A 12,249-nucleotide genomic window follows, 5' to 3' on the forward strand; every position below is an offset into this window, starting at 1 on the left:
CTCCCCGATTTCCCCGGGCCGCACATCCCGTAGTGCACATCTCGCAGCGTCCGTCCGCCTGTCTGGCGTACGTGCGCCGCACCTCCGTGAGCTCCTCTGCGCATCCCGCGCAGCGCGCATCCGCGCAGGGCCTGCCGACAGGGCAGACCCCAGGCCACGAGGTGTGACCAGCTCAGCCTCGCGGCTCTCGCGGGGGAGCGGAAGGAACCCAACACCAGTGTCAGACGTCGACATCCGCAACTCTGCGGACACCACCGCCGAACTCAGCGCCATGCGCCTCCCGCAGCTCCAGGCTCTCGCCTCCTCGCTCGGCATCAGCGGTCTCTCCAAGCTCCGCAAGGGCGACCTCGTCGCCGCGATCGCCGCCGTCCAGGCTCAGACGGCCCAGGGCGGCGTGGCCCCGGCTGCGGACGCCGAGCCCGTCGTCGCGCAGCCCGTGCTCGACGTGCCCGCCGAGGCGCCCGCGGAGCCTTCCTCCGAGCCGGCAGCCCCCGCGTCGACCGACGCCTCGGGCATCGTCGCCGACGAGGCGCCGGCCGCTCCGACCCGCGCTCGTCGTGGTTCGCGGCGCGCCACCTCCGCCGCCGGGGCTCCGGCCCAGCGCGGTGCGGGCGACCACGTCAACGGCGGCGAGTCGGGCGTCGAGCCCGTCGTCGAGGCACCCGCCACGACTCCGGTCGAGGCCCCTGCCGCCGAGTCGGCCGAGCAGGCCGCTCCCGCCGAGGCCGGTCAGGAGGCACCGGTCGCCCCCGAGCGCACGACGCGCAGCCGCCGTGGCTCGCGCCGCGCCTCCGACGCGACCGTCGCCGAGGCGCAGGCCGCGGCACAGGGCGAGCAGGCGGCCGCTCCGGTCGCCGACGCCGAGACGGTCGCCGACCCCGACGGGTCCGAGCGAGCTCAGGACGACCAGGCGCAGAACGACCAGGGCCAGGGCGACCAGAACGGCCAGCAGGGCGGCGGACGTCGCAGCCGCAGCCGTGGTCGAGGCGACCGCAAGAACGGCCAGGCCGCTCAGCAGGGCGCCGGCGGCGACCAGCAGCAGGGCCAGAAGCCCGACCAGCAGCAGGGTGGCCAGCAGCAGGACCGCCAGCAGCAGGGTGGCCAGCAGCAGGACCGCCAGAAGGCCGACCAGCAGAGCGACCGCCAGCAGCAGGGCGACCGCCAGCAGCAGGACCGCCAGCAGGGCACCGGACCCCAGCAGCAGCAGGACGAGAACGGCCGTCAGGGTCGTGGCCGTCAGCGTGACCGCAAGCGCGGCCGCGGCGTCCAGACCGACGAGTTCGAGCCCGAGATCTCCGAGGACGACGTCCTCATCCCCGTGGCGGGCATCCTCGACGTGCTCGAGAACTACGCCTTCGTCCGCACCACGGGCTACCTGCCCGGTGCCAGCGACGTCTACGTGTCGCTCGGCCAGGTCAAGAAGTACCACCTCCGCAAGGGCGACGCCGTGGTCGGCGCCATCCGCCAGCCGCGCGAGGGCGACCAGGGCCAGGGCCGCCAGAAGTACAACGCGATCGTCCGCGTCGACTCGATCAACGGCCAGCCCGTCGACGAGGCCGCCAAGCGCGTCGAGTTCGGCAAGCTGACTCCTCTCTACCCGCAGGAGCGACTGCGCCTCGAGACCGAGCAGCAGAAGCTCTCGACCCGGATCATCGACCTCGTGTCGCCCATCGGCAAGGGCCAGCGCGGTCTGATCGTCTCGCCCCCCAAGGCAGGCAAGACGCTCGTGCTGCAGGCGATCGCCAACGCCATCGCGGTGAACAACCCCGAGGTGCACCTCATGGTCGTCCTGGTGGACGAGCGTCCCGAAGAGGTCACCGACATGCAGCGCACGGTCAAGGGCGAGGTCATCGCCTCGACCTTCGACCGTCCCGCAGAAGACCACACGACGGTCGCCGAGCTCGCCATCGAGCGGGCGAAGCGCCTCGTCGAGCTGGGCCACGACGTGGTCGTGCTGCTCGACTCGATCACCCGTCTCGGCCGCGCCTACAACCTGTCCGCGCCGGCCTCTGGCCGCGTGCTGTCCGGCGGCGTCGACTCGTCGGCCCTGTACCCGCCGAAGCGCTTCTTCGGCGCGGCGCGCAACATCGAGAACGGCGGCTCGCTGACCATCCTGGCGACCGCCCTGGTCGAGACCGGCTCGAAGATGGACGAGGTGATCTTCGAGGAGTTCAAGGGCACCGGCAACATGGAGCTCCGTCTCTCGCGCCACCTCGCCGACAAGCGCATCTTCCCGGCTGTCGACGTCAACGCGTCCGGCACGCGCCGTGAAGAGATGCTGCTGAGCCCTGACGAGGTCAAGATCACCTGGCGCCTGCGCCGTGCCCTCGCCGGCCTCGAGCAGCAGAAGGCGCTCGAGATCGTCCTCGGCAACCTCAAGGAGACGCAGTCGAACGTCGAGTTCCTCGTGCAGATCCAGAAGTCGATGCCCGCGAACGGCCACGACGCCGGCCACAAAGACCACTGATGTTCGAGTCGGTGTCCGTGCTCCTCGCGGAGCACGACGACCTCCAGACGCAGCTCAGCGACCCCGCGGTCCACGCGGACGCCGCGCGCGCCAAGAAGATCAACCGCCGCTACGCCGAGCTCAGCCGCATCGTGGCTGCGCACTCGGCGTGGCAGCAGGCGGGTGACGATCTCGAGGCCGCACGAGAGCTTGCGAAAGAGGACGAGGCGTTCGCCGACGAGGTGCCCGCGCTCGAGCAGGGCCTCGACGAGTCCCAGGAGAAGCTGCGGCGCCTCCTGATCCCTCGTGACCCCGACGACGGCCGCGACGTGATCATGGAGATCAAGGGAGGCGAAGGAGGCGCGGAGAGCGCCCTCTTCGCCGCCGACCTCCTGCGCATGTACCTGCACTACGCCGAGGGCATGGGCTGGAAGTCCGAGATGATCCAGAGCGACGACAGCGACCTCGGCGGCTACAAGAACGTCCAGGTGGCCATCAAGTCGAACGCCACGGACCCGTCGCAGGGCGTCTGGGCCCACCTGAAGTACGAAGGAGGCGTGCACCGCGTCCAGCGCGTGCCCGCCACCGAGTCCCAGGGCCGGATCCACACCTCCACGACCGGAGTCCTCGTGTTCCCCGAGGTCGACGAGCCGGAAGAGGTCGAGATCAACCAGAACGACCTCAAGATCGACGTCTACCGCTCGTCCGGCCCCGGTGGTCAGTCGGTCAACACGACCGACTCCGCCGTCCGCATCACCCACCTGCCCACGGGCATCGTGGTGGCGATGCAGAACGAGAAGAGCCAGCTGCAGAACCGCGAGGCCGGCATGCGCGTCCTGCGTGCGCGCATCCTCGCGCGTCAGCAGGAGGAGCAGGCGGCGATCGCGTCGGACGCGCGCAAGAGCCAGATCCGGGGGATGGACAGGTCGGAGCGCATCCGCACCTACAACTTCCCCGAGAACCGGATCGCCGACCACCGCACCGGCTACAAGGCCTACAACCTCGACGCCGTGATGGACGGGGCCCTGCAGCCCGTCGTCGAGTCGTGCATCCAGGCCGACGAAGAGGCCCGGCTCGCCGAGATCGGCGACACCGCGTCGTGACCGATGCCGTCGACGCGCTCCGAGGCGCCCGCACGGTCGACTCCGCCCTCGCGGCGGGGTCGGCCGTGCTCTCGTCGTCCGGGGTGCCGACGCCCGACGTCGACGCCGAGCTGCTGCTGGCGCACGTGCTCGACCTCGGGCGCGGCGTCCTCCGCGCCCGAGCCGTGACGCGGTCGGCCCTCGCCGACGACGCCGTCGCCGCGTTCGCGGCCGCGATCGCACGGCGAGCGGCGCGTGAGCCCCTGCAGCACATCACCGGCACGGCGGCTTTCCGGTCGATGCAGCTGCACGTCGGTCCGGGCGTCTTCGTTCCCCGTCCCGAGACGGAGGGCGTCGCCCAGCTGGCGATCGACGCGCTCCGCGCGGCGCCCGGCGAGCGACCCGTCGCGGTCGACCTCGGCACCGGCAGCGGCGCGATCGCCCTCGCCATGGCCACGGAGGTGCCCCGCTCGTCCGTCGTCGCGGTAGAGCTCTCGCCGGACGCCGCCGTCTGGACGCGCCGCAACGTCGACGCGGTCGGCGCCGGGAACGTCAGGCTCGTCGAGGGCGGCCTGGCCGACGCGCTGCCCGAGCTGGACGGGACCGTCTCGGTCGTCGCGTCGAACCCTCCCTACATCCCCGTCGGCATGGTCCCGCGCGATCCCGAGGTGCGCCTGCACGACCCTGCGCTCGCTCTCTACGGGGGAGCCGACGGCCTCGACGTCGTGCGCGACCTCTCGATGACGGCCCTCCGCCTCCTGCGTCCCGGCGGTGTGCTGGTCATCGAGCACGGCGAGGAACAGGGAGGCGCGATCCGCGACCTCCTGGACGCCGACGGCTGGCGGTCGACGGCCACGCACCCCGACCTCACCGGTCGCGATCGCGCGACGACGGCGGTGCGCTGACGCCCCCTCCAGGTCGTCCGCACTATCATCGTCAGGTCATGGCCTCCCTCTACGACCTCTCCGTCGACTCCGAGCTCCTCGCCGGCATGCGACGAGCGCGCGGCGCGATCGGACGCGGCGAACTCGTCGTGCTCCCGACCGACACGGTGTACGGCGTCGCCGCCGACGCCTTCGATCCCGGTGCCGTGCAGAAGCTCCTCGACGCGAAGGGGAGGGGCCGGCAGTCTCCGCCGCCCGTCCTCATCAAGGGCCAGGACACCCTCGCGGCGCTGACCTCCACGGTCCCCGAGGTCGTCAGGCCGCTGCTGGACGAGTTCTGGCCCGGCCCCCTGACGGTCATCTTCCGGGCGCAGGCGTCGCTCAGCTGGGACCTCGGCGAGACCAGGGGCACCGTCGCCCTGCGCGTGCCGAGCCACCCGCTCACCCTCGAGCTGCTCGAGGAGACGGGGCCGCTCGCCGTCTCGAGCGCCAACCTCACCGGCCAGGCCGCGGCCGAGACGGCGCAGGCTGCGCTCGACATGCTCGGCGACTCGGTGTCGGTGTACCTCGACGCCGGCCCGGTGGGCGAAGGGTACGAACGACGCCCCGGCGCCAACACCGGCTCGACGATCGTCGACGCGACGGGTGCGGCCGACGGCGTGCTCCGCATCGTCCGGCACGGGGTCCTGCCTGCCTCCGAGATCACACGCGTCGTCGGGGCCGACGCCGTCGCGTGAGGTACTACCTGCTCGCGATGGTCATCGCGGCAGTCGTCAGCTTCGTGCTGTCCGTCGTCGTCTGGCGCCTCGGCCTGCGGTTCAAGCTCTACCCGGTCATCCGTGAGCGCGACGTCCACCAGACCCCGACGCCGCGGCTCGGGGGAGTGGCCATGTGGGCGGGCGTCGTCGCCGCCCTGCTCGCGGCGTGGTTCGTCTTCCCCCTGATCTCCGGCGTCGACTACTTCCGCCTCGTGTTCGCCGATCCCGGCCCGCCCCTGGCGATCCTCGGCGCGGCGACGATCATCGTCGTGATCGGCGTGGTGGACGACCTCTACGACCTCGACTGGATGACCAAGCTGGCCGGCCAGATCATCGCGGCGGGGGTGCTCGCCTGGCAGGGCGTGCAGCTCGTGTCGCTCCCGATCGGGGGCAGCCTCGCGATCGGCTCCCCGTACATGTCGCTCATCCTCACGATCCTCGCGATCGTGCTGGTGATGAACGCGGTCAACTTCATCGACGGGCTCGACGGACTGGTCGCCGGCGTGACGATCATCGCGAACAGCGTGTTCTTCATCTACAGCTTCGTCATCTCGATCACGATCGGCCAGACCGAGTACTTCAACCTCGCCGCCCTGCTCACCGCGGTGCTCATCGGGGCCTGCCTCGGGTTCCTCCCGCTCAACTGGCACCCCGCCCGGCTCTTCATGGGCGATGCGGGGGCGCTGTTGACGGGCCTGATCATGGCCACGAGCGCGATCTCGGTCACGGGTCAGATCGACCCGGCCACGATCTCCCGTTCCGCCCTGCTGCCGGCCTTCATCCCGATCCTGCTGCCTTTCGCCGTGCTCGTCGTCCCGCTGCTCGACTTCGGCCTCGCCGTGCTGCGCCGGGTGAGCGCCGGCAAGTCGCCGTTCACGGCGGACAGGAAGCACCTGCACCACCGCCTCCTCGACATGGGCCACTCGCACTTCCAGGCCGTCCTGATCTTCTACTCGTGGACGCTCGTCGTCTCCGTCGGCTGCCTGATGTTCCTCTTCGTCAAGCCCTCGTGGCTCGTCGGCCTGTTCCTCGGCGGCGGGCTCGTCGTCTGCGCGGCCCTCACCCTGGCGCCGCTCAGTCGTCGCAAGCGCGTCGAGGTGGCCGTGCAGACCACGCGCAGCGCCGACCTCGCGGCGAGCGAGTCGGGTCGGTTCGACCCCCTCGACGAGGCTGCGGGCGCGCTCGACCCGTCCGACACCGACACGGCCCAGAACGCCGTGGTGCCCGAACTGACACACCCGGAGGAACGCCCATGAACGCCCGCTCGATCTTCACCAAGATCCTCACCTACACGGGCCTCCTGGCCCTCGTCATCGCCGTCGTCGGGGGCGGTCTCGGCTATGCCCTCGCAGGGACTGACGGACTGTGGAGCGCCCTGGTCGGCGTGGCCCTGGCGGTCGTGTTCGCCGGCATCACGGCAGCGAGCATGCTCATCGCGATCCGGTTCCGCCTGGCGGCGTTCTTCGGCATCGTGATGGGCGCCTGGCTGCTCAAGCTCGTCATCTTCGTCGTGCTGCTCGTGCTCGTGAAGGACCAGCCCTTCGTGAACGACGTGGTGCTCTTCCTGGCCCTGGTCGTCTCGATCATCGGCACCCTCGCCATCGACGCGCTGGTCGTCGTCCGCGGTCGACTGGGCAACGTCAGCGACGCCGTCCTCCCTCCGGCGCCCCAGGACTGACGGCCCTCGGCACGCGGTGCGGCGCCCGTCCACGGCCCGCGTGACAGGGCCCGCGGGTCATGTTCCTTGCAGGGCATGAAAAGACCGCCGTCGATTCGTGCCAGCAGCGAATACCTTGATAGAGTCATGACCGTTCCCCGGCCGCGATTCTCTGCGGGTTCGGATGACAACCCCACCAATCGTCGCGACACTTCAGGGTGCTCGCCCCGACACAGGAGATAGCGCTGATAGCGAACGCTGTGAACCTGCTCTCCGCTGCCGAGACCGGCCACGGAGACGGGGGATTCCACGCCCCGACTCTTGACGAGTTCTTCCCGTCCGCGATCTTCTTCGAAGGCACTCCCTTCGAGCTGAACCGCATCATGCTGGTCCGCCTCTTCGCGATCGCCGTCATGTTGCTGCTCTTCTGGCTCGCCCTCCGCAAGGGGCGGCTCGTGCCGTCCCGCGGCCAGAGCATCGCCGAGCTCGGCCTCGACTTCGTCCGCGTCCAGATCGTCGAAGAGATCTTGGGCGAGAAGCTCGGCCGCAAGTACCTGCCCCTGCTGGCCGCGATGTTCTTCGGCATCTTCGCGATGAACATCACCGGCATCGTGCCCGGTCTGAACATCGCGGGCACGTCCGTCGTCGCCATGCCGCTGCTGCTCGGCGTCGTGGCCTACGTCATGTTCATCTACGCGGGCTTCCGCGAGGTGGGCGGAGCGACCTTCTTCCGGAACGCGCTGTTCCCGGCCGGTGTGCCGTGGTACATGTACATCCTGTTGACGCCGATCGAGTTCATCAACATCTTCATCGTGCGGCCGATCTCCCTGGCCCTTCGACTGCTGCTGAACATGATGGTCGGCCACCTCCTCCTCGTGCTCTGCTTCGCCGCGACGCACTTCTTCTTCTTCAGCATGAGCGGTGGGTTCATGGCGTTCGGCGCCTTGACCCTCATCGGCGGGTTCGTCATGACCATCGTCGAGATGGCCGTCGCCGTGCTGCAGGCCTACGTCTTCACGCTCCTCGCCTCGGTCTACATCCAACAGGCCGCGTCGAACGAACACTGAGCGTCGAACGAACACTAAGAACGACGGGGCCCGTCGCCTGACGAGCCCCGCCCAACCGGAAGGAAACACAAGTGGACACCACCACGATCCTCGCTGAGATCAACGGCAACATCGCGACCGTCGGCTACGGCCTCGCAGCGATCGGCCCCGGCATCGGCATCGGCATCGTCGCGGGCAAGACCGTCGAGGCCATGGCACGTCAGCCCGAGCTGGCCGGCCGCCTCCAGGTCACGATGTTCCTCGGCATCGCGTTCACCGAGCTGCTGGGCTTCATCGGCCTCGCTGCCGGCTTCATCTTCTCCTGATCAGTTAGGACGACACACCGATGATCGAGACGATCCTCGCGGCCGAGGGCGGTGCTCCCGAAGGGGCGGCCGTCTTCTTCCCCGCCGGTTACGACATCCTCTGGTCTCTCGTCGTCTTCGTGGTCATCGCCGCGTTCTTCGGGATCTTCGCGATCCCGAGGTTCCGCAAGATCCTCGACGAGCGTGCCGAGCGCATCGAAGGCGGCATCGCCCACGCCGAGGCCGCTCAGGCCGAGGCGGCGAAGGCCCTCGACGAGTACAAGAAGCAGCTGGCCGACGCCCGCGCCGAGGCGGCTCGCATCCGTGAGGCCGCTCGCGCCGAGGGCGCCGAGATCCTCGCGGATCTCAAGCAGCAGGCCCAGGCCGAGGCCGATCGCGTCACCGCGAACGCCCACGTCCAGATCGAGGCCGAGCGTGCAGCTGCCGTCGCGTCGCTCCGTGCCGAGGTGGGCTCGCTGGCCATCGACCTCGCGTCGGGCGTCATCGGCGAGTCGCTGACGGACGACGCCAAGGCGTCCGCCGTCGTCGACCGGTTCCTGGCCGACCTCGAGGCGGACCAGAACTCGAAGGCGGGCCGCTGACGATGGGCTCCATGTCCCGCGAGGCGCTCGGGTCGGCGAGGTCCACCCTCGCCGACCTCGGCGCTGCTGCAGACCTGACCACGGGCCAGCAGGTGCTCGACGCAGGTCGTGTCATCGGCGGCAACGTCCAGCTGCAGGCCTACTTCGCAGACCCCGCCGTCGACGCTGCCACGAAGAAGCAGCTCGTCGACCGCGTCTTCGGCGCGTTCACCGGATCGGCGCGGGCCCTGGTCCTCTCCGTGGTCGGTCGACGCTGGTCCTCGAAGCGCGACCTCCTCGCGGGCATGGAAGAGATCGGCATCCGTGCCGTGGCCTCCACCATGGTCGACGGCACCTCGATCGCGAACGAGCTGTTCGCGTTCGACGCAGCCGTCCGCTCCGACTCGTCCCTCGAGCTCGCCATCGGCACCAAGTTGAGCGACCCCGAGGCCAAGGCCGGACTCGTGCTGCGCCTCCTCTCCGGCCGCGCGAGCGAGCAGACGATCACCATCGTCAGCCACCTCGTCCGTCAGCCGCGCGGCCGACGGATCGGTGAACTCCTGCGCACCGCAGCCGAGATCGTGTCCGACCAGTCGGACCAGCTCGTCGCCACGGTCACTACCGCCCGCGTCCTCGACGACGCCCACGCGGCCCGTCTCGAGCAGGGTCTGTCCCGGCAGTTCGGGCGTAGCCTCCGCATCAACCAGGTCGTCGACCCTGCCGTCATCGGCGGGCTCCGCGTCCAGGTCGGCGACGAGGTCATCGACGGGACCGTCGCCACCAAGCTCAGCGCGCTCCGCCTCCAGCTCGCCGGCTAGGCACGCACCCCACACAGACTCGAGGCATCCTGAAGCCTCGCTACGAATAGGAATCACAATGGCAGACATCAAGATCAGCCCCGATGAGATCCGCGATGCGCTGAAGGACTTCGTGTCGTCGTACGACCCGTCCAAGGCCTCGACGACCGAGGTCGGCTACGTCACGGACGCCGCCGACGGCATCGCGCACGTCCAGGGTCTCCCCGGCGTCATGGCCAACGAGCTCATCCGCTTCGCTGACGGCACACAGGGTCTCGCCCAGAACCTCGACGAGGACGAGATCGGCACGATCGTGCTCGGTGAGTTCTCCGGCATCGAGGAGGGCATGGAGGTGACCCGCACCGGCGAGGTCCTCTCCGTCCCCGTCGGCGACGGCTTCCTCGGCCGTGTCGTCGACCCGCTGGGCGCGCCCATCGACGGTCTCGGCGAGATCGCGAACGAGGGTCGTCGTGCTCTCGAGCTCCAGGCCCCTGGCGTCATGCAGCGCAAGTCGGTGCACGAGCCCATGCAGACCGGCATCAAGGCCATCGACGCCATGATCCCGGTCGGCCGTGGCCAGCGTCAGCTGATCATCGGCGACCGCCAGACCGGCAAGACGGCCATCGCCATCGACACGATCATCAACCAGAAGGCCAACTGGGAGTCGGGCGACGTCGACAAGCAGGTCCGCTGCATCTACGTGGCCATCGGGCAGAAGGGCTCGACGATCGCGTCCGTGAAGGGCGCCCTCGAAGAGTCCGGCGCCATGGAGTACACGACGATCGTCGCTGCTCCGGCCTCCGACCCCGCCGGCTTCAAGTACCTCGCCCCCTACACCGGCTCGGCCATCGGCCAGCACTGGATGTACGGCGGCAAGCACGTCCTCATCATCTTCGACGACCTGTCGAAGCAGGCCGAGGCCTACCGTGCCGTGTCGCTCCTCCTGCGTCGCCCGCCGGGCCGCGAGGCGTACCCCGGCGACGTGTTCTACCTGCACTCGCGTCTGCTCGAGCGCTGCGCGAAGCTGTCCGACGAGCTCGGCGCCGGCTCGATGACCGGTCTGCCGATCATCGAGACCAAGGCGAACGACGTGTCGGCCTACATCCCGACGAACGTGATCTCGATCACCGACGGGCAGATCTTCCTGCAGTCCGACCTCTTCAACGCGAACCAGCGTCCTGCGGTCGACGTCGGCATCTCGGTCTCACGAGTCGGCGGCGACGCACAGCTGAAGTCGATCAAGAAGGTCTCCGGCACGCTCAAGCTCGAGCTGGCCCAGTACCGCTCGCTCGAGGCGTTCGCGATGTTCGCGTCCGACCTCGACGCGGCCAGCCGTCGTCAGCTCGCCCGTGGTGCGCGCCTCACTGAGCTGCTCAAGCAGCCCCAGTACTCGCCGTATCCCGTCGAGGACCAGGTCGTCTCGATCTGGGCCGGCACGAACGGCAAGCTCGACGAGGTCCCCGTGCCCGACGTGCTCCGTTTCGAGCGCGAGCTGCTCGACTACCTCGGCCGCAACACCTCGGTGCTGTCGGACCTCCGTGAGAAGAACGTCCTCTCCGACGACATCGTCTCGGCGCTCGACGCCGGCGTCGACGCCTTCAAGCAGGAGTTCCAGACGGGCGAGGGCAAGCCGCTCGCCTCGGTCGGCACCGAGAAGTTCGAGGCCACCGACGCCGCCGACGTCAACCAGGAGAAGATCGTCAAGGCCAAGCGCTGACGCGCTCGACCGACGATCACGACTGACGAGACAACAGGAGAGTCATGGGAGCCCAACTACGGGTCTACCGCCAGAGGATCCGCTCCGCGCAGACCACGAAGAAGGTCACGCGGGCGATGGAGCTCATCTCCGCCTCGCGCATCCAGAAGGCGCAGGCGAGGATGAAGGCGTCCGGGCCGTACTCGCGAGCCATCACGCGTGCGGTCTCGGCCGTGGCCACGTTCTCGGACGTCGACCACATCCTCACCACCGAGCCGGCCATGGTCGAGCGCGCGGCGGTCGTGGTGTTCACGTCCGACCGGGGCCTGAACGGCGCCTTCAGCTCCAACACGCTGAAGGAGGCCGAGCAGCTCGCGACGCTCCTGCGCGGCCAGGGCAAGGACGTCGTGTTCTACCTCGTCGGTCGCAAGGCGCAGAACTACTTCGCGTTCCGAAAGCGCGACTCGGAGCAGATCTGGACGGGCAACACCGACCAGCCAGAGTTCGCCACGGCGAAGGAGATCGGCGACGCGGTCGTGGCGAAGTTCCTCACGGATGCGTCCGAGGGGGGCGTCGACGAGATCCACATCGTCTACAACCGCTTCGTCAACATGGTCAGCCAGGTGCCCGAGGTCGTCCGGTTGCTGCCTCTCGAGGTCGTGGAGGGCGTCGAGGCACCCGCTGACGACGAGATCCTTCCGCTCTACGACTTCGAGCCCGACGCCACCGAGGTGCTGGACTCGCTCCTGCCGGTCTACATCGAGAGCCGCATCTTCAACGCGATGCTGCAGTCGGCTGCGTCCGAGCACGCTGCTCGCCAGAAGGCCATGAAGGCCGCCAGCGACAACGCGGACACCCTCATCCGGGACTTCACCCGCCTGGCGAACAACGCTCGCCAGGCCGAGATCACGCAGCAGATCTCCGAGATCGTGGGCGGCGCAGACGCCCTCAGCTCGGCCAAGTAGATCTGCCCTCCAGCATCACCATCCGAAGAGAG

The 12,249-nt window shown here is 69.3% G+C and carries 12 protein-coding genes; all 12 read left to right on the forward strand.

Going from position 1 to position 12,249, the window contains the following annotated elements; all coding sequences use genetic code 11:
* The first annotated feature begins 217 nt into the window (after positions 1-217).
* The 12 genes from rho (at position 218) to JOE35_RS07880 (ending at position 12,217) form a co-directional block, all read left to right on the forward strand.
* The gene (gene rho / locus JOE35_RS07825; protein ID WP_209560622.1) at positions 218-2,467 is read left to right on the forward strand and encodes a transcription termination factor Rho; all 2,250 of its coding nucleotides are present in this window, start codon (positions 218-220) and stop codon (positions 2,465-2,467) included.
* Positions 2,467-3,549 carry a peptide chain release factor 1 gene (gene prfA / locus JOE35_RS07830; protein WP_209560623.1) on the forward strand — a complete coding sequence of 361 codons (1,083 nt, stop codon included), beginning with the start codon at positions 2,467-2,469 and terminating at the stop codon, positions 3,547-3,549. The genes rho and prfA overlap by 1 nt, the downstream gene beginning before the upstream one ends.
* Positions 3,546-4,433, forward strand: coding sequence for a peptide chain release factor N(5)-glutamine methyltransferase (gene prmC, locus JOE35_RS07835; protein WP_209560624.1), 888 nt, complete (start codon positions 3,546-3,548; stop codon positions 4,431-4,433). Before prfA ends, prmC begins: the two co-directional genes overlap by 4 nt.
* Positions 4,434-4,471: 38 nt before the next feature.
* On the forward strand, positions 4,472-5,149 hold the full coding sequence (locus tag JOE35_RS07840; RefSeq protein ID WP_209560625.1) for an L-threonylcarbamoyladenylate synthase: 678 nt from the start codon (positions 4,472-4,474) through the stop codon (positions 5,147-5,149).
* Positions 5,146-6,426: an MraY family glycosyltransferase gene (locus JOE35_RS07845; RefSeq protein ID WP_307802991.1), complete on the forward strand. Its 1,281-nt coding sequence runs from the start codon at positions 5,146-5,148 to the stop codon at positions 6,424-6,426. Before JOE35_RS07840 ends, JOE35_RS07845 begins: the two co-directional genes overlap by 4 nt.
* A complete protein-coding gene (locus tag JOE35_RS07850; RefSeq protein ID WP_209560626.1) occupies positions 6,423-6,848 on the forward strand; it encodes a hypothetical protein in 426 nt (141 codons plus the stop codon). The genes JOE35_RS07845 and JOE35_RS07850 overlap by 4 nt, the downstream gene beginning before the upstream one ends.
* A gap of 239 nt (positions 6,849-7,087) precedes the next feature.
* Positions 7,088-7,894, forward strand: coding sequence for a F0F1 ATP synthase subunit A (gene atpB, locus JOE35_RS07855; protein WP_123546319.1), 807 nt, complete (start codon positions 7,088-7,090; stop codon positions 7,892-7,894).
* A 71-nt stretch (positions 7,895-7,965) separates the two neighbouring features.
* On the forward strand, positions 7,966-8,199 hold the full coding sequence (atpE, locus tag JOE35_RS07860; protein WP_043594505.1) for an ATP synthase F0 subunit C: 234 nt from the start codon (positions 7,966-7,968) through the stop codon (positions 8,197-8,199).
* 20 nt (positions 8,200-8,219) lie between these two features.
* Positions 8,220-8,780: a F0F1 ATP synthase subunit B gene (locus tag JOE35_RS07865; protein WP_209560627.1), complete on the forward strand. Its 561-nt coding sequence runs from the start codon at positions 8,220-8,222 to the stop codon at positions 8,778-8,780.
* A 2-nt stretch (positions 8,781-8,782) separates the two neighbouring features.
* Complete coding sequence (locus JOE35_RS07870) at positions 8,783-9,577, forward strand: F0F1 ATP synthase subunit delta (RefSeq protein ID WP_209560628.1); 795 nt, start codon at positions 8,783-8,785, stop codon at positions 9,575-9,577.
* A gap of 58 nt (positions 9,578-9,635) precedes the next feature.
* Positions 9,636-11,273, forward strand: coding sequence for a F0F1 ATP synthase subunit alpha (gene atpA, locus JOE35_RS07875; protein WP_209560629.1), 1,638 nt, complete (start codon positions 9,636-9,638; stop codon positions 11,271-11,273).
* Between the two features lie 44 nt (positions 11,274-11,317).
* Positions 11,318-12,217 carry a F0F1 ATP synthase subunit gamma gene (locus JOE35_RS07880; RefSeq protein WP_209560630.1) on the forward strand — a complete coding sequence of 300 codons (900 nt, stop codon included), beginning with the start codon at positions 11,318-11,320 and terminating at the stop codon, positions 12,215-12,217.
* Positions 12,218-12,249: the final 32 nt, after the last annotated feature.

The sequence above is a fragment of the Frigoribacterium sp. PvP032 genome, from assembly GCF_017833035.1.
Classification (GTDB): Bacteria; Actinomycetota; Actinomycetes; order Actinomycetales; family Microbacteriaceae; genus Frigoribacterium.